Source organism: Carboxydothermus pertinax (genome assembly GCF_001950255.1).
In the GTDB taxonomy this organism is placed as follows: domain Bacteria; phylum Bacillota; class Z-2901; order Carboxydothermales; family Carboxydothermaceae; genus Carboxydothermus; species Carboxydothermus pertinax.
Genome location: NZ_BDJK01000012.1, coordinates 1 through 18,842, shown reverse-complemented (window position 1 = coordinate 18,842; position 18,842 = coordinate 1). Strand labels below are relative to the sequence as shown.

Sequence of the window (18,842 nt, the reverse complement as noted above, 5' to 3'; positions counted from 1 at the left end):
TACCGAAAAGGTGAGAGCATGAAATACGAGGTAGACCTTACAGACGTAGTAATTGCCTTATCCAAGGCTCTAGAATTTACCAAAGAAGAGTTGGGATACCACCACGAAAGGGTTGCTTACATCGCTGCATCCCTCGGAAAAAAATTAAATCTACCGGAAAAAGATTATGAAACATTATTTTGGGCCTCATTTCTCCACGACCTGGGAGCCGGTGCCAAATTAGTTGATCGAGAAATTTATAATCTTGATAAATACGATACCAATCATGCAAATTTGGGGTATGAACTTTTAAAAGATGTACCGTTTTTTAGCGAAGTTGCACAAGTTATAAAACACCACCACACCAAATTCATTGATTTTTCTTCCGATGAGAAATACAACTCATTGGCATTTTTAAGCCAAATTATTTTTGCTGCAGACCAGATTGATTTAATGTTATTGCCCAAAAAATCAGCTCTCTTGCAACAAAATGAAATTGAACGCTATTTTAGAAAAAATAATAAAATCCTTTTTAATGAAAAAATTGTTGAAGCCTTTTTATCTCTATCTCGACAGGAAAGTTTTTGGCTCGATCTTACGGAAATTTATGTAGAAGAAAGATTAAAGCATCTACGACCAAAAACTAAAATTTTGGCTGGTGAGCGCGAATTAAAGCTTTTAACTGTACCTTTTGCTCGCATCATCGACGCTAAAAGCCCATTTACCGAAAAACATTCTTTAAAAGTAGCAGCGTTAAGCGGACAGCTGGCGGAAATAACCGGACATTCTGCCCAAAAAACTTTAATTGAAATTGCAGGCCTTCTTCACGATATCGGGAAACTTGCTGTACCAAATAAAGTTTTAGAAAAAAACGGACCTCTTAACGATGAAGAGTTTGCACTGATAAAGGCCCATCCTTACTTCACATATTATTTGTTGAAAGATGTTGACGGCTTTGAAGACATCGCCCGCTGGGCGGGATATCACCATGAGCAGCCAAACGGCCAGGGATACCCTTTTAAGCTTAAAAAAGACCAACTATGCCTGCTCTCCCGCGTTATTGCGGTGGCAGATAAATGGGTAGCTTTAACAGAAAAACGCCCCTACCGGGACGCTCTACCGGTAAAAAATGCCCTCGAAATCATAGAAGATATGGCCAAAAAGGAAATAGTAGACCGGGATATAGTTAAGCTTTTAAAGGAAAATATCGATTTTCTGGAAAAGTCTAAAGAGCTGGAAATAAGTAATATTACCGAGAAAAATAACCAGTAAACATTTAGCCAGGGCTTTACCAGAAAATCCCACGGCTTATTCTAAAACTTGTAGTTACCAGTTTCAGTTGGCCGTAAAAAGTAAGATTTTCCTTTAACGCCGCGCTAATTTCAAAATCCCCTCAAAAAAATTTAAATTTTAAGTTAAAACTAAAAAAAGTTATTGTATGTTTATTTGTTTAATGTTATAAATATACAATAAGCACACAACCTTCTTTTGCTCCCGGAGTAACCCTCCGGTTATTTTTTGGTTTAAAAAAGCCATGACATTAGCCATCTTCTCTTCCCATCCCTTCCTCCTATGGTTTTATATTTGACAGATTCTGGTCATAGTATCAAGGAGGGTCCGAACCGATACAATCCCTTTAAACAGCTGGTTTCTGGTCACAATAATATAATCGTAAAGCTTGAATCTATTCCGGTTCATGGCAATCTGGGAAACTATTTCAATGGGAGTATCTTCCTCGATCACCAGGGGAGAAGTATCCATTATCGCTGTTATCGGGCGCTCGAAATACAATGGTACCCCGTACTGCCTACCCAGGTAGCGGTCCAGATGATAGCGCATCACCAGGCCCACCGGTTTTCCTTCTTCTACCACCACCACTCCATCAAGCAATTCATTTTCTTCCAGTATTTTTTTTACTTCCCGCACCAAACAGTCTTTGCGAACAATTTCGGCGTTTTCCGTAATTTCTCCAACCGTAAAGGCATGCTTCCAGCCATTGTGGCGTCGGCTGGAAACCAGCCGGAGCACCTTCTGCTCCACACTTTTATCCAGGTAAACTTTCGGGAATCCCGGCCTGCCCAGAAAGTAGCCCTGACCATAGTGGGCGCCGATATTGGCAAGGGTGGTAATTTCCTCCCAGGTTTCAATACCCTCGGCAATAATAGCACAACCGATTTTTTCAGCAAAGGTGATAAAGGTTTCCAGCAGGGACCTTTTGATAGGGTTAAGGTTGATGTCTCGGATCAGAGATTTGTCTATCTTAATGAAGTCGGGTCTGATTTCCGCAATGGACTCCAGAGAGGAAAACCCGGAGCCGACATCGTCCACGGCCACCAGGTAGCCCTGGCTGCGGTAGTGTTCCAAGGTTTTGTTAAAGTTGGGAAAGTCATTAATGCTGTGCCGCTCGGTAATTTCAAACACAATACTGGAAGGTTTAAGGCCCATCTCCTCGATAAGTCTCATGGTCTCTCCCCTGACAAAATTGGGGTCGCTGATAGTACGGGGGTGAATGTTTAAAAAAAGCTTCTGATCCGGACCCAGCCGCCCGAGATTTTCCAGAGCCAGCCTGCGGCAAACCCTTTCTAGGGGATAAAGCAGCCCCACATTCTCCGCAAAAGTAAAAAGAATATCGGGGCTCCTAAAATAGCTCTCCCGCGGCCCGCGAGTCAAGGCTTCCCAGCCCAGGATCCCACCGGTGCGCAGGGAAACTATCGGCTGGTAGACAATCTCCAACCGGGCCCGGTCGAGAATTTCCCTGAATTCCGATAAGAGCATGGCCGTTTCCAAACTAATGGAACCTTTGGCCAGCCCTTGGGCCTCACGCAGGGCCGTATATAGCTGGCTTTCCACGTTTTTGGCCTTTAAACCGAGAACGGCATACCCCACGTGGATATCCGGTTCCCGACCGGTAATTTTCAAATACTCCTGCTTTATCCTTTCCTTGATGCCAATACGGGAAGTAATGGCTATTTTCTGCAGTTCACCGTGCTCCAGCCTGCCTTCCATCGCCATCAGGACGACAAAATCGTCACCCAAAAGATTTTCCACCGCCAGGATTTCGCTACCCGGGAAAATTTCCGGTATTTCTCTTTCCAGGGATTTTTTAAATAAGGTCAAAATCTTTGAAGCAGCCTGAAAGCCGCTTACCTGCTCCACCTCGTGGAATTTTACCAGGTCAAAATATAAAAGCACCACCGGCCTTGACTTTTTGAAGTTTTCCAGAACCTTTGCGATCAGGTCGGGGTCTTTCAGGCTATGGTTTTTGAAGATACTTCTTCTTTTAAAGCCCGGTATTGATAAGATTTTGGAGATAACTTCCCAACCGTTGAGTATCCTGGAAATCACGGCATCTCACCCGAACTTTTTAATTTAACCATATAACAGCAAGTTTAAAAAATTATTATTTTTCCAAAAAAGGAAGGCAAATTTCCGGTTAAATTTTGTTTAATCTACCGTCCTGCCGACAGTTCCATTCCCGGTCGATTTTTTCCACAAAACGCGCCAAATAGGCACTGTAGAGGTCTCGCTGGCACTTCACACCGCAGGAAAATATGTGCCCAAAAACTTCTTCTTATACTCCCCGCAGATGAAGTAGCTGGAAAAACAGGTCAAGGCAGAAAAATATTGGAGTCACTTAACGTCTGTAAAGTTTAGACCTGCCTTTATGCTTCCAAAAACAAAAGCCAGCAAACCTAATTTTTGCTGGCTTTGTAAACCAAATTTCGTATTTACCTTCAAAAAAATCTGCCGGAACTTCACCGTAACTTTCGCCCAACATATATGCTTCGGGTGAAACTATCAGTATCTTTTATATAATTATTTTATCTCCGGCTTAAATCTCATTATAAAGCCAATTTTTTAATAAATTAGCAACATCCTGAACTTTACCGTTGCTATCCTCATATTTATCTTTTATTCTGACAAAAATTTGACTACCTTGTTTTCGTGCTTCAGTTACATTTCCTTCCATTCCAGCGTGGGCAAAGAAATTTCTGGGGTCAGGATTTCCAGCTTTTCTATCTTTATGAATATCTATCAACGAAACCCATTCTTCAGAAAGAATTTTATTTTTTATTTCTGGAGAAAGATCAGGATCATCCAAAGCTTCATTTATTTTCTTAGAGGAATTACTTAATTCTGTACCGAGAAATTGCTTGTTAATTACTAATCCAAAAATTTCATAAATTTTCTCAAATTTTTCTTTTATTTCGTCTATCTTTACCCCGTCATTGTTTTCATCTTTGTGCACTCTAAGAATTTTAAGGATCTCACTAATTCCCCAGTAAAACCCTAAAGCCAAAATAGTTTTTGTATAGCTGCTTTTACTAAGAATTGGCGAATCTTTGTAATTCCTGTATAATGTCTGGTAAGTATGGTTCAAAACGCTGTAAAAAACTTCTTTAATCACTTTCGAATCGTAATAACCATATTTATATAAAACAAGAGGTACATTGTTTTTAATTGCGGAAAAAGTTAGAGAAAAACTTTCCAGTAATGGTCTAACTTCTCTTTTTTGTTGGCGGTTGTCACCAAAAAGATTAGTTAAAATTTGAGCAAAACTCCCTTTTGCGTCTTCGCTGGATAAAGGTGAAGAAAAGAAAGTTTTATATTTAATTTCTTCCCAGTATAAATTAAATACTTGCGCCTCAGTATTTCCAAGAATAGGGTCAGAAAAAGAAACAAATATTTCCGGCATTTTTGAATCATTTGCCCAATTTCTCAAATTCACCCAGGTATGAAAATGTCTTAAAGCCTCTAAAAGAGCAGTAACATAAATGTTGTGCCCGCTGGAAATATCGACATAGAGATTTTTAAATCCTAAACTTAAATAGCGGTTAATCATATCAATAAAAATTTCCAATACGATATCATCAAAACTACTCCGAAAATCAATTCCCAGATAAGATCCCAGAGAATGAATTATGATAAATTCTTCTTTACCCTGAAACGAATTTAATAACTTAAAAAATTCTTCCGGATTGTTTAGATATACTTGCGGGTTATTAATGCATTGATTTATCGCCTCTTTAAGCTCCAGGGGAAATTCAGCACCTAAAAGAGTCTTATTTAAAGGTAAGCTTATCGGATAGATGATAACTAATTGCGTCTTTTCCCCTTGATTCTCTAAATATTTTTTTAAAGCTAAAGAAGATAAAGAAGCTTCAAAAATTTCACAGTCCTTTTTAAATTTCACCAAGTTTAAACATCCTCTATCCAGCCGGCCAATCTGGTAAATAAGATTCACCAAACTTCCTCCTTTAAAAAATTTAACCTTTAAAGGAACTTTCCACTAATAATCACCAGGACAATAAGTAAGATTATAAGGTACAACAGAATACTTGCTAAAAAATCTTCAAAATTTTTTATGTCCTTTTTGCGAACCGGAATAGCTTTATAATTGGTATCCAATAGCCACTGGCCACATCTGCGGCACGGCCACCAGGCATCCCAACCATTCATCCTTATTAGAAATATAATTCAGTTTAATTTAATTGACGCTGATATATAATTTAAAATCATTAACTTTCTGCAACAAAATTGTATCGCTATATACAGAATTTTTACTTAAAACACAAGAAGTTTCTGGTTATTAAAGTAATTTTCAAACTGTTGCCAAGTTTTAATATTTACATGCGGTCCGCGGATATAAGGCTTGATGTTACCCTTATAACGCCTCCACTTGCTTAACAATAAAGTGCAAAACACAAGCTTTTCTAAGTTTTTCTTAATAAAAAACCTCCTCTAGATGCGCATTCAAATACTCCACCGCTGCTTCTTTCTGTCTCTCACTTCGAGCAGAAGTTTCCACCACAAACCCTACGGTCCACCCCTGGCGGGAAATAATACCATAAATTTCTCCTCGCTTTAAAACAAAACCTTCTTTTTTCGGTAAGTCAGGATTTAAGTAGCTGGTCCTGCAAGTGCGAACAAATGGTATTTTTTCAATCACTTTATTAATTATCCGCAGCACCAGTTCCCTCTTAGGCCAATTATGGTCTTGAAGATAATATACATAATCTTTTGCCTTTTCCGGGACATCCGGAGGCAAATACTCCTCCCTGATATTTTCCCAGCGCGCCTTCAGGGTTTCATGAAAAATTTGTCCGGCAGTAGAAAGCTCAATATAGGTTTTCCCATCTATTATTTCTCTGTTAATCAAAGGTTCTATTTTTTCGTCAAGCTCTTCATACTTTAAGTCTTCCAATTCAATTAAATCCTTTGCCCCTTTATCCAAAACCGTAAATAAATAATTGTATTTCAGCCACAAATCCTGATCTAAAGAAAAAGGCAGTGGTGGAAAGCTGATGATTTCCGAAAACTGCTCATGTTTGTAGTAAACATTTACTCCCAGTGCCTGGCCAAGCATTACCGCCACAGCAATTTGAGCTTTATAGCCGCCGGTAGCATTGATAAGGCAATTTTCACTCCCATACTCCCGCAGTATTCTGGCCATCTGTTTAATTAAATTTCTTAGACCTTCCCGGCAAAAACGTTTGGGTTCCTTGTCCAGTAAGCCCTCTATTAACACTAAATTTACCTGAATACCCTTCCCCCGGTAAAATCTTTCCAGGATTTTACCGACCTTTTCGCCATCGGGTGTATCGGAAATCAGAAAATGGAGCCGGAAATTTTCCCCAATTATACCTCTATATCTCAATTCAAAGATAGAATTTATCTCTGCCCCGCAATTTCGGTCGCTTTCGGGAAAGCTGGTCAATATATCGGCAACCTTGGCATAATCATTTTTCTCAAGAGCGTCCAAAGCAGCTTCGCGTAAAACCACATTTTCAAAGCGGTTAAAATTTCCAAGAAGGCTTGTTCCAACAGTACAAAGAACGTTTTTCATTCTCTTTCCTGCCTTCCTTTTATTTTTGGTAGCTGCTTAGTTTGTTTTTTTGATAAAAATTTACAAACTCTTCTAAATACTCTCTTAAACGACGATTTTTAATCTGAAATTTATCTCTAAACAAAAAACATAAATAAAAAAACTATTTAACTTCATAAACTTCCATGAGTCTTTTTATATTTTCTACCATCTCCTGTCGTAATTCCCGGGGTTCAATTACCTCCACCGACGAACCAAAGGAACGAAGCCAAAAAAGTAAATCTCTTACTCCGGAAACTTTATCTTCCCAGAGTAAGCTTCCATCTTCCAGGAATTTTAAACCCCTAAATCCCCGGGCTTTTAATTCTCTTTGGGCTTTCTCAATAACATTGGCTTCCGGTAAAAAACGAATTTTTACCTTGACTTCTTCGCCAACATCCATCCCCCACCTATTTTTGAAAAAACTCTCAATTTGAAAACCTGCCGGAATTTCTGCTTTCTTTTGTTCGAATAATACGCTGGTTATGTGGTCAATTCTAATAATTTCTGGTCTTATTAACTTTTGTTCCTCAAATCCCACTAAGTACCAGAAGCCATCGTGTTTGTAATATACAAGCCCAGCAGGATTAAAAACCACGTTATTGTTTATACTTTCTTCTGGAATAGCATAGTTAATCTTAATTTTCAACTTCTCATAAATGGCAGTTTCAAGCTTTTGCATTATCTCCTGTTGTTCCGAAGATATCGTCACCCCAGGAATCCTTTTGTGAGTATAAGTTTTTGCCGTTTTTGTTACCCAATCTTTTTCTTCCTTGTGAATTTTCTGGGCAAAAATTTTTAAAAGTTTTTCCCCTGCTTCCCCGGTTTCCTGAACAATCAACGTCTTTTCTTCAGAACTAAACTGCAATACAGGAATTTCTAATCCATACCCTTCACAAATTACAACCTCATTTTCTCCTTCACCATCAATAAATATTCCGCCAAACTCATTTAAAAATTCATGAGCAGAAACTTCATTAAGAAAACTTCTAAGCGAATCTTTAGTAACAGCAAGAAGCAGAGCAGCGTCCTCTAAACTTATTTCTTCCATTGCTGCATGAAAGTTTATTACTTTTATAAGTTCTGCAAACTCCCGGCTATTCATCAGCCTGCACCTCCGGGTATAGCTCCGCCAGTTTCTTTAATGTTTCCCTGTATTTTTCAATCAATGAAGCCGGTTCAAGAATTAGAGCTTCAGCTCCAAACTGTCTTAGCCAGCTTAAAAATTCTTCAATACCACTTATGTAATCTTCAAAAATAAGATTTCCTGCAGAATCAAAATAATAATTGCAGGTGGGATGAACTATTTTTCTCACCTCTAAAATAGGCTTTACTCTATCAATAGTGTTTGCCAGGTTATAAAAAAGAACCTTTACTTTCTCTTTTCGACCGGTGCCAATTCCCCAACCGGGGGCTACCATGGCTTTAACACAAGTTTCTACCCCTTGGGGAATTTTCTCCTCTAAAACTTCAAGCTGCTCTATCCGATCAATGCGCAGTTTTTGGGCTGCCTCTCTTTTTCTTACAGGCTTAGCGATTAAATACCACGCTTGATTGTTTTGGTTATATACAAGGCCGAGGGGATAGAAAAGTTGTTCTTTTCCTTTATACGTAACTTTTATTTTCTTTTCTTCAAAAAGGGCACGACTAATTTCATTTTTAATCATGATTAAAGTTTCGTCTCCAAGCTCCCGGGGACCATGGTAGTATCTGATTTTTCTCCTCTCTGCAAAGTAATCTTCAATATGAGTATCAATCGTATAAATAAAAGTATTGCGGTAAGCTTTCAATTTATTTAAAACCTCGCTTAAAAGAGGATTATATTGCATATAACGATATTTTCTTTCTAACTCCCTTATTACTTCATTTAACTCCTTCTTAATGCGGTGGCGATAGATAGGTAAAAATTTTTTCCCAAGTTGATAAACTTCATCTTTTTTTTGCAAAAATCCATGAACTTCAAGCTCTTTAAAATCATTTTGCAACGTCTCATAGCTAAATCCTATTTCCTGCTCAAATTCTTTAAACTTTTTCTCAAGTTCTTTATAAAGTTCCGAAACTTTGACTTCCCTTTTCTCAGCTATTAGCGCCAGAAGCCAAAGCCGCCTTAGATCATCACTGCCAAAGCGCAAATCTTTTCTTAGATAAGACGTTTTTCTTCCTCTAAAAAGATACCTCCCCCGGCGGGGAGTTTCTATTGTAAATCCCTGTTTAATTAATTCTTTAAGATCATTGCGTATTGTTCGCTCCGCTCTTTGAGGCAAATTTAAAAGCTCGGTAATTTGCTTGGAAGTTAATTCCTGGCCTGCATGCTGCAAAAAAAGCTCTCGAATACGGACCTGGCGCCATTGAATCTCGAAATGTTTTGCCACATTTCACCCCTCCGGTTATCTTCTTACCGGAGGAATTTGACAGAATAATAAAAAAATCCTGCTTAACTCCTTTATTTTTTAACTTACAAATATAATATCTCCCCGGACACATAAGGATTGTTTTCCTGCTCCCCGCGACTTCTCCGGTCAATTAGGGCTACCGTTTTTACTGAAAAACCCTGACTTTCCAGACGTTCAGCAGTTTTTTGTACCAGGTATTGAAGGGCAGTCGTACCTCCAGTGATATTAACTACTATTTCAGCATCGGAAACCAACAAATCTTTTAAACTTTTCCAGACCACTTCGGTCTCGTGAAAAGAAGTAAACGGATCGTCAACTATAAAGACGGAATATCCTCCCTTATAGCCTGCCTTTTCCATGATTTCTGGCAGCTTTTCTTTCCCTTTTTCTGAAGTAAGACAAAATAAAAAATCCGGCTTTACATGATAAAGCGCCGAATAAAGTAATCCCGGCGATATGCCCAAGGGGGAAATAAGAATTTTCATTTATAACTCATCTCCTTTCCCTAATTTAGTTCAAACTCATCTACGATTATCCTTCTTTTATCTCTAATATCTTACTTCTCTCACTCAAAAAAATTTTTTCCAAAAAACTACGCATCACTTTTCATGCTGAAATCACCTTTGTAAGAATTTTGTAAAAAATATCTTTCTAATTATTTAAGCTTATTCAAGTAATTAATAAAAAATCTTAACATTCATTTCCCGATAAAAGCGTAATTATAGACTAAGCCCTGCCAAAATAGCAGGGCTTTTAATCAACTGCAACTATTTTTGCTATACCTATCTTCGCCTGTATTAGCAACCATTCATATATTTACATTCTAAAACTTTATGCTCACTCATCCGGACATAAGGACAACCTTCCGGTTTACAGGTAAATTCCATTTCTTTAGCCCCCTATAAGAAGTTTCCCTGCTTTAAAGAGCTTTAAAACAACGTCAATTGGCTCTCTTCCACTTCATACTTGCCAATTAGTAACGGTGAGGTAGGGTCATGTTTTTCGTAATTTTTCTTCCCCGCTTCATAGCTTCCCGCATAACAGTATTTACACCCGTGCAAACAGGTATCGTAAATACCTACATCTTTACTGACCACACAGCCGCATTCCTGCCGCTGGCTTTTATCTTTTAAGTGAAGCCTTTCAGGTAAATTTAGGGAAAATATCTTTTCAATGTAATCAGCATCAATGCATTTGCCTGGCATGATGCCTGCCGCAGGAAGATAGGCTATATTTTCAGCACAGCTTTGAATTTCTAACCCTACTTTTTTTGCTTTCTGGGCCATAAAATAGGCAAAACTCTTGATTATCACTTCCGGGGGCTGATAAATCTCTATTCCTTCTTCTTTCAGCTTCTTAAAGTTTATGGTAGCTTTACGATACTCATCCACAAAACTTATCACTACCCGGGTGGTAAAATCTTTTAATTCATTTAAAATATACGAAAATTTCTCTCGGTGGAAATCACTGTCGTGAACATTACTGAAAATCACCGGGTCATATCGCCAGATAACTTTCTCTTTACCGATTTTTTCCGATAGCTTTTTAAAAGTTTCTATTCGCTTTTCTAAAGAAGGTAATTTAGGCTCCATTTCTGGGCCGTAACCGTTTACGGTGTATTGGAAGTAAAACCTATAACCCCTCTCTTTAAGCTCATCAAGATACTTTAAAAATGGCCCGGGATTTTTCGTCCAGAAAACTATTGCAGTCACGTCCTCGGGACGGAGAGAAACTTTGCTCATTTGTTTAGCGTTATAAGGATTTTTAAAAATAAAATATCCTTCCCGGATTCTATTCATAAACCATTCGCCGTAAAAAGCTGGAATATCAGTCCGGCGACTGGCGCTAATTATCTGCATTTTTTACCTCCACGCACCCAAAGCCCATGCTGTTTTTCTCCCCAAAGCCCACATCGTAGCCAAAAGCAATAAGCTCTGCTGAACCTTCCACCGTAAAAGGAGCTAAATAGCCTAAGATTTTTTGATCCCGGTAGTGGATAAGCTTTGTTCCTTTATGCCTCGTTAAATACTCTTCGTCAAAAAAGAAAAACAAGCGGTCATCGGCAGGCGGATGCCCATAATAAGTTGCAAATTTACGCAAAAGATTTTGCCGGATTTTTTCCGAAAAAAGCTCCGGCTCCTCGGTATACCTAATGTAATATGGTTTCGTATAGCCTTCTTTAAGAGTGCTAACCACTATTGGTGACAAACAAATAAAAGTCTGGCCAGGCTTTATTTCGGGATTTTCTCTCAAAAAAGCTCCTTTTACCGTAAATTCTTCCCGACCAATTTTAAATTTATGGTCTTTAAATAAGCCATTTAAAAGATGAAGCAAAAACTCATAAAGCGGGGAACTAATCTTTAAAGAACATTCCCCAATTATCCAGAAGCCCTCCGGTGCTAATTTTTTCCTCTTGGCTAATATCTGGGAAAAGGTAAAAAATTTAAAACGCCTCTCCCCAAAACCTTCGTCATGAAGCTTTCGGGCAAACTCCGGTGAAGATTTGGCAATAGTTTCATAAATTGCTGAGGTAATCCGGTACTGGTAATTAAACGGTAAAAACACCGCCTTCTCCGGCGGCTTTAAAAGTACCTCTACCCGCATAATTTTCCTCCCATCCAAAAATTGTTCGATTAAAGGGCCCGAAGTTAGCTCTTCGAGCCCCTACTCTAAAATTTTTAATTTAATCCAACCCAAGGGATAAAGAGGTTTCCCTTCCTCCACCACTATTTTTCGGGTTTTAGGAAAGGGAAAGTTTTCCCGGTATTTTATCCTGGCCCAGTTAAGTACTCCCTTTAACTCCTCGAGCGGCACTGTTTCTTTTAAGGTCTTACTGTTAAAGCCAGTTCCAAAGCCTATTTGCAAAACTATTCCCTCAACACTATCCTGAATAAGTTTCTGGTAAAACTTTTTAAGCTCACTAAGACCAATTTCCTCATAAAATTTTAGTTCATTTTGTAAAAATTGCCGCTGAACCTCTCTTGCCCTTTCCTGCCAGTTATTAAAATATGCTTTATTTACCAGAGGAAAGTTATCAGCGGTAAGATACTTTTCCTCTACCTTAAAGCTCCCCTGAAGCTTAACTCCCGGTTTAAAACCAATGAAAAAGCTGCTGGTAGCCTGCTCCAAATCTGCTGTAGATTGCTCTCCAGGTAGAACTTTCCACCGGTAACCACCGGCCGTAAGGCTTAACACCTTTACCTGATAAAGCCCTAAACTTTCCTCCCCCAGGGGCAGGCTGTCACCAACCTTAAGAGCCCGGAAAAGAGAGTAGTTAGGGGTTCCGGTTAAAGCCATTTCCGCTGCTTCGCTTAATTTTTCTTTTTTGACTCCTGAATTTTGCAGGCTTTTTTTAATTTTTTCGTTAAAAGTTTCTTTTATTGCGGATAAATTTATTTTATAGATTAACGTCCTAAGAGAACCTTTCAAAGAACTTCCAGGTAAATAAAATCCCTCCCCTTCAGCTACAGGGGCTAAAACTTCCGCTTTACGCGTTTTCAGGTCAAGTAAGGTTTTCTTTGAGCTGTCAAATTTAAAACGTGGAAATTCTCTGGCCCAGGGGTACTCATCCCCCAGGTAAAATCCTGGTTTTTTTACCTTATCCAGAAAATCATTTAACATAAACCTTGGCGAGGTAAATACCCGCTCCATATCGGCAACAACAAATTTTTCTTCTTCTAACGAAATTAAATATTCCAGGGGAGGATATTTTTGACCGGAACCAACAAAGAGCGGAGATAAAACCTCAATTTCGTATGTTGCCACTTATATCCCCCCTTTCCAGGGAAGGGTAAAGGCATAACCGTACCGGTATACCGGATGCTCGGTAAAGTATTTGGGAGTAACATCTACCAAACGTCCCACTGGCTTAAAGCCAAAGACTGAACCCGGTCCAAAGAAACGCACCGATTTTTTTCTAACCCCTCGGTCAGAACGGCTATACACAAATCCCCCTGACTCAACCAGGGTGTAAGCTTGTACAACCTCTGTAATTTTAACAAGTTCATCCTTATTAGGATAATAGTTTGAAAGTAAAAACATATATTCTCCTTGAAGCAGCCAGGAAAAATCTTCCCGAAACTCTACGGAAAACTGGCCAAAACCGTAGGTCCTCTCTCCCCCTAACCCTTCATCCGCAAGAACTCTTAAAGCTGTTTCAAATTTTGTTTTCCACTCCGGTGCTATTTCATAGAGGAAATAAAGATAAACATTTTCCGCAAAGGTTATACCCGTGCAGTAATAAATGTTGGAACTGTAAGTAATCCGGTCTAAGGCTACCCGGGGAATCTCCCGGCTTTGATACCAGTACTCCTTCTCAACCGGCAAATATGCTTTCTGCACTACGTACCCTTCTCCCGGCCCTTCGCCTTTAGCAATTTTTTCTAAGCTTTCTACGGGTAAGTATTCTATTTTTTTGGCAATTTTTACATCGGAAAAATAAGAAGTTAAATCCAAAGTCAGAGGCTTAGGTACAAAATAATAAATTTTTTCCCCAATAACTTGAGCTGGAAAGAGGGAAGAAAGTTTTAAAACCGGTTTTTCCACTAAAGCTTCTAAAAAGGCCTTCGTCTCACCGGACCCATAGAAAAGGGAAAAAGCATTTAAGAGGGCCGAAAACAGCTGGTCGCTTCCCGGCAATATTTTACTGCTGGTTAAGTCACCGGCTTTTTTCCCTAAGTTTAGGGGGCCTTTAGGCTTAATTAGAGCTACTTTGTATGCCATGGGCTTCTCCCCTTTATTTCAACAATTGCGGAATATTCTTCTGTCTAAGCTCCTCTAAAGACCCCATAGCTAACGGTTCTGCCCTAAAGTTTCCGGTCTCATATTCCTCGCGAGACTTCCAGTAAACCGCTAAATCCTTAAACATAATCTTTCCGTAACCCCGGCTGCCGGAACCTCCAAGATAGTCATCTTCTAAAAGTTTCATCGCGGTTAGCACTTTTGAAAACAGCTCTTTATCTTTTTCCCGCAAAACGTTATAGACTAGCTCAAAGCAAAACTCCGCTCCCCGCGGTACTCTTTCGGTTTGCCGGGGATTAGCCGCTGAAGTAATCCGGTCGATAGAGTTTTCAAATTTGACCTCGGTCCATTCTAAATCAAGATTGGGCTTAATGTCTTTAATACTTTCTTCATCCAAACAGGCATCCCGGATATAGAGACGGGTGGGGGTAGTAACGTTCTTCATTTCATCATATGTTAATTCACCGTCCCCAACTTTTTTGTAATTTCCGGCATTCCTGCCGAATATTGTACATACAGCACAATTTTCATCATTACAAATATGAATTTTTATTTCTGAGTCATCAGTCTTTTTTTGATAAACAAGCTTTGATGGTGATAAATAATCCTCAAAACTTTCCAATAAACTCCTTAATTTTCCTTTTAAGCTTGACCCAGGAATATAAGGTCTACCTTTTTCATCCTTTATAACGCTATTATCTATTCCACCAATCTCGATGCTTCCCTGAGAGCCACCAATGTGCAAACCAGTTAAAGTTTTAATTTTACCTTTTATAATGATTTTCCCTAACAATTTTAACTCTTCCATCCCTCATCCCTCCTATTCTTTACCGCCATAAGCCCGGTGATAGGCGACAACTGCTTCAAAGAAATCAAGAAACCGTTCAAATTTATCTGCACTATCAACATTGGCTAATGCTTTATCAGCAATGATCTGAAATCCTTTTACTTTATCTTTATATTTTCCAGCGTTATAGGCAAATTTTGCTCTTAATAAGCTAACATTGTAAGGTCCATTTTCTTTATTATAATCAATTGCTTTAGCTTCATTATATAGATTTCTAATTTGAGAAGTTGTCATGCCCTTATCTTTTAAATACTCACCAAGCTTCATAGCGTTTTCTATCAAAATTTTGCCATCTCTATCAATTTCTTTACTCAAAATTTTAGTAATATTTTCTTTTACTTCTATAATTATTGGGTCTTCTTGATTCTTTGATTTTTGTTGTCTGTTTGACTCTTGAGTTCTGTTTTGATTTTGATAATCCTTTTGGTATCTATTATTTCTTCCATTCACAATTAATCCCCCCTTGCTCTTAGTTCTAATTCTGCCCACCGTGCCGCCGGTGAAGCTAAAGGATTGATTTCGGTAGTATTAAATACCACCACATCCATAATTTTTTCCCGGAAATACGGTTGAAGCTCTTTAGCAAGACTATCCCGGTAGCGGCTTAACTGATATACCAGGCGCCACACTTTAGAATAGGATGTCTCCTGTTCGTTGGTATATAGAAGATTTTTTATACCGTATAAATGCTGGATAATTGCCTTAGAACCCCCGCTTTGAACTATTTTCTTAATGTGGTCTTTTAATCCTTGTAACCGGCTAAACTCATCCCAGGTATAAGCTTTATCTAAAAAAGCAATCTTATCTTTGCCCCCGGTTTTGGCTTTCTCCTCCAAAAGCTCTCGCGCCTCTTCCGCAACTTTAAAAAGAGGGTGCTTAAAGTTTGGAGCAAGCTTGATGGCCGCTGAAAAAGTAAGGTCATAGTTGCCTGCACAGTAAAGGGTAAACTGCCGCCTTAATTTCAAGGCCACCTTGGGCAGTACCGACCAACTGCCCACAACAAAGAAATCATCTCCCCCGGCATAAACGGTATAAACTTTATCCCCGAATTCCTTTAGCAAATCGTTAAAGTATACGCCAAAAAATTCACCCATCGCCCGGGATAGAGCTGCTATCGAGGTAATGGTTATCTTATCCGCAAATCCCTCCCGGAACAATTTCCCCAGGTTATCCACGTCTCCCCGGAGTACTCCCCAGGTCTCTATTCCTTCACTCTTTTTAGCTAAAGCCTCAAACTCCTGAGCAGTAGTTTTCGGGGCAAAGTAAAAACCCTGACAATTCTTAACTACAAAATCATAACTATTTAAAAGTAAATTAAAGCAGTTCCGCTCAGGTTTATCAGAAAATCTAACCTGACGTCCAAGGGCCAGAAAAAGTTCATTTACATTGCTTATTTCGTTTTTACTGCTTTTTTCAACTACTCTTTTCTCCTGTAAAATCTCAGCTTTAGGAAGTTCAGCTCCCATTTCCACAATACTCTGACAGAAAGAACAAAGACCTGTTTCTCCAGTTGCTTCCCTGCCACAAATGGGGCAAATATTATCCGGAGTAGCGAAAGGACCAAATATTAGCTCCGGTGTCTCTTTTATTAGACTTAAAAACGGTTTCATTTTTTCCCTGTTTAATTCCTGCCCCAATTCTTCCCAGCGTTTGGTAATATTCCCTTCAGCCAGGTCGTTTATCGTAAGCGGAATACTTCCCAGGATAAACTTAAGTTTACCGTTAAAAGCCTGATAAATTATTTTCTCTACTCGCCCTTTTAATTCCTGAAGTTTTTCTAAATCAGAATAAGGAAGGAGTAATGTAAAGCGGCCCCCGCCAATCAGAAGGATGCTTGATTCTAATAGGCCTAACTCTTCAACCAGATAGAGAGCTACCAGCCGGTTTAAATAGCCTACTAAAAAAGAACGGCCCCTGAGGTTTTTAGCTGCATTATCCATGGGAATATCATACAAAAAGTCCTGAATCCCGGCGATATCGCCCCCTACCAGTAAAAAGTAGGGCTTTTGCAATTCGGGAGCCTGATAATTTTTATTTTTCAAATGCCGGTGGATTTTTTGCAAAGTCGGTTCTGGTATATCTTCCTTATATAGAGCAGCAGCAATAGCAGCAGTAGTTCGAGCATGGTCATAAAGAGAGATGGTGGCGCGGGAATTGTCGGCAGACGAGGGGATAAGAGTAAGGTATTTTTGCAGTAAATAGAGGATTGAAGCAAGGTTGTCTTTATGCTTTGACAACTCCTGGATAAATCCTTCCCAAAGCTTCTGGTAGCCCCGACCATTGAGAACCGCTTCGTTTTTATTAGCTACCGGGTAAGGAGGTGAATCGGGGTCGTAAAGTTTTAAGGGAACATACTTTTCCTGGTCACTACCCTTTGTCAACTTTAACCACGAAAACAGGGAAATTAAAGGTTTGCTGGCTACATTGCCTCCTGACTGTTTGTCTTCACTTTCCCCGGCGGATAGTTTATCGGCAATAGCAATAATATATTCTTCTCGAGTCGTAGGCTGATGGTAATTGGCCACTAAAGAAACAAAGAGCTCATCGTTATAATGCTGGTTAATAAAGATACGCGATAGTTCTTCATTTTTTAACTTCTGATTCTCTGCCCGCTGCCAGAACTTCCCTATATCATGCAAAAGCCCCGCCCAGTAGATATTTTCAATCATTTTCCCCCTCCTTTCGTTAAATTTAGGAATTTTGCTACATTTTTATAATTCTTTATAAAATTTGTTTTTCCTTTTTTTTGGCCCGGCCACTAGCCAAAATATTGCTTATCTCGTTTTTTCCATCCACCGGAATTCCCTTTAAATTATTCATCATCCTTATTGGAAAAAATTTTTTATGTTAATTTTAACAAAGATAAGTCGGAAAAATTTTTTCCAAAAATAAAAACGACCCGAAGGCAACACTGCCTCCGGGCAACTTCCTTTTTAAATCCTTTGATTAAAACGTTCCAAAGCAGGTCGTTCTCCTCGGCCATATTTCAATCCCAGATTGGTTCGATTAAGACTTTGTATTTTTTCCTTACTTGTATATTCGCTTTTTAGGCATAAGATATATTAAGCATGCATTCATGATAGTTCTTTATATCATAGTCACTTTCACTAAAATTGATCCATGGCTTATTAGAAACCTTTTCTGCCATTTGATACTTACCTCCCATAAAAAGGCATAAAAATACCACCTCAACCTGTTCGGCTGGGTGGTTGGTAAGTGGAAAATCACTTTGATTCTTGTCGCCAAGTCTTTAATTGACATTCCGTCAATTTTGTAGTTATTTAAAAATTCCTCAATGGTGTCATACTCTTCCTCAGTTTCCGGTTTGTTATACTCACAAATATAGATTTTATCATAATACAAAAGCGAATAATGCTTGCCATTATACCATTATATTCAAACTCTATTTCACCAACCGCTTTTAAGTCATCAATAAACTCTTTTAGCGAAAAATAAGTATCATACATCTTTCTCCTCACTCCAAATATCTCTAATTTTTTCTTTTTCCGGTTCTGTAAATGCCTAAATTTTCGTTGTCTTTCACCATTTAACCAATCGTGTGCATGAGGAACAATTGGATGAGCCTTTGGGTGCCCATGGTCTGTTAAATCAATTGTTATTTAGCAAATTATCTTCTCCAATGCTCCCAGAAATTTTTCAAAATAAAACAGCGGCTTAACCTTTTTAGACCACAAATATTTTGCTATAATTTTTGCAAAATATTTGGGGTGATTTATTTTGATGATTTTTTATGATTTTGGCTTATCTGTCCGGGAATATGCCCGTCGGGGCAAAAAGAATGATTTTCCCGAGGTTGACATTTGCCCGCATTGTAAAGGGCATATTAGGCTGTTACGGCATGGGTTTTATTTTAGATACGCCATTACTAATAATAACGATTTTTCCATCCCTATTTGCCGTTTAAGATGTCCTTCCTGTGGTAAAACCGTCTCAATAATCCCTTCTTTCTTACTTCCGTATTTTCAGCATTCTGTAGCTACTATTTTGATAAAACTTA

General features: G+C 38.8%; 15 protein-coding genes. 2 read left to right on the top strand and 13 right to left on the bottom strand.

Annotated elements, in window-relative coordinates; genetic code table 11:
• Positions 1-18 precede the first annotated feature (18 nt).
• A complete protein-coding gene (locus tag cpu_RS04685; protein ID WP_075858885.1) occupies positions 19-1,251 on the top strand; it encodes an HD domain-containing phosphohydrolase in 1,233 nt (410 codons plus the stop codon).
• Between the two features lie 306 nt (positions 1,252-1,557).
• On the opposite strand, the gene cpu_RS04680 is transcribed toward cpu_RS04685, so the two are convergent.
• The 13 genes from cpu_RS04680 to cas10 form a co-directional block, all read right to left on the bottom strand.
• Positions 1,558-3,324, bottom strand: coding sequence for an EAL domain-containing protein (locus tag cpu_RS04680; RefSeq protein ID WP_200800637.1), 1,767 nt, complete (start codon positions 3,322-3,324; stop codon positions 1,558-1,560).
• Between the two features lie 487 nt (positions 3,325-3,811).
• Positions 3,812-5,224, bottom strand: a complete 1,413-nt coding sequence (gene csx1 / locus cpu_RS04675) for a CRISPR-associated CARF protein Csx1 (RefSeq protein WP_075858884.1) — start codon at positions 5,222-5,224, stop codon at positions 3,812-3,814.
• Positions 5,225-5,704: 480 nt separating this feature from the next.
• Positions 5,705-6,826: a putative CRISPR-associated protein gene (locus cpu_RS04670; protein WP_075858883.1), complete on the bottom strand. Its 1,122-nt coding sequence runs from the start codon at positions 6,824-6,826 to the stop codon at positions 5,705-5,707.
• 142 nt (positions 6,827-6,968) lie between these two features.
• Complete coding sequence (locus cpu_RS04665) at positions 6,969-7,949, bottom strand: helix-turn-helix transcriptional regulator (RefSeq protein WP_075858882.1); 981 nt, start codon at positions 7,947-7,949, stop codon at positions 6,969-6,971.
• A complete protein-coding gene (locus cpu_RS04660) occupies positions 7,942-9,216 on the bottom strand; it encodes a helix-turn-helix transcriptional regulator (protein ID WP_075858881.1) in 1,275 nt (424 codons plus the stop codon). Before cpu_RS04660 ends, cpu_RS04665 begins: the two co-directional genes overlap by 8 nt.
• An 83-nt stretch (positions 9,217-9,299) precedes the next feature.
• Entirely contained in the window at positions 9,300-9,722 is a 423-nt protein-coding gene (locus cpu_RS04655; protein WP_075858880.1) for a hypothetical protein, read from the bottom strand.
• 444 nt (positions 9,723-10,166) lie between these two features.
• On the bottom strand, positions 10,167-11,096 hold the full coding sequence (locus cpu_RS04650) for a DUF1848 domain-containing protein (protein WP_075858879.1): 930 nt from the start codon (positions 11,094-11,096) through the stop codon (positions 10,167-10,169).
• Complete coding sequence (gene cas6, locus cpu_RS04645; protein WP_075858878.1) at positions 11,083-11,841, bottom strand: CRISPR-associated endoribonuclease Cas6; 759 nt, start codon at positions 11,839-11,841, stop codon at positions 11,083-11,085. The genes cpu_RS04650 and cas6 overlap by 14 nt, the downstream gene beginning before the upstream one ends.
• 60 nt (positions 11,842-11,901) lie before the next feature.
• On the bottom strand, positions 11,902-13,002 hold the full coding sequence (gene csm5 / locus cpu_RS04640) for a type III-A CRISPR-associated RAMP protein Csm5 (RefSeq protein WP_075858877.1): 1,101 nt from the start codon (positions 13,000-13,002) through the stop codon (positions 11,902-11,904).
• Complete coding sequence (csm4, locus tag cpu_RS04635) at positions 13,003-13,959, bottom strand: type III-A CRISPR-associated RAMP protein Csm4 (protein ID WP_075858876.1); 957 nt, start codon at positions 13,957-13,959, stop codon at positions 13,003-13,005.
• A 13-nt stretch (positions 13,960-13,972) separates the two neighbouring features.
• Complete coding sequence (gene csm3, locus cpu_RS04630; protein ID WP_075858875.1) at positions 13,973-14,785, bottom strand: type III-A CRISPR-associated RAMP protein Csm3; 813 nt, start codon at positions 14,783-14,785, stop codon at positions 13,973-13,975.
• 12 nt (positions 14,786-14,797) lie between these two features.
• Entirely contained in the window at positions 14,798-15,274 is a 477-nt protein-coding gene (gene csm2 / locus cpu_RS04625) for a type III-A CRISPR-associated protein Csm2 (protein WP_077177172.1), read from the bottom strand.
• Between the two features lie 2 nt (positions 15,275-15,276).
• Positions 15,277-17,523, bottom strand: a complete 2,247-nt coding sequence (cas10, locus tag cpu_RS04620; RefSeq protein ID WP_268761773.1) for a type III-A CRISPR-associated protein Cas10/Csm1 — start codon at positions 17,521-17,523, stop codon at positions 15,277-15,279.
• 1,042 nt (positions 17,524-18,565) lie between these two features.
• Here cas10 and cpu_RS13925 point away from each other — a divergent pair.
• A partial coding sequence (locus cpu_RS13925) for a DUF6431 domain-containing protein (protein ID WP_234970188.1) occupies positions 18,566-18,842 on the top strand: 277 nt, incomplete at its 3' end.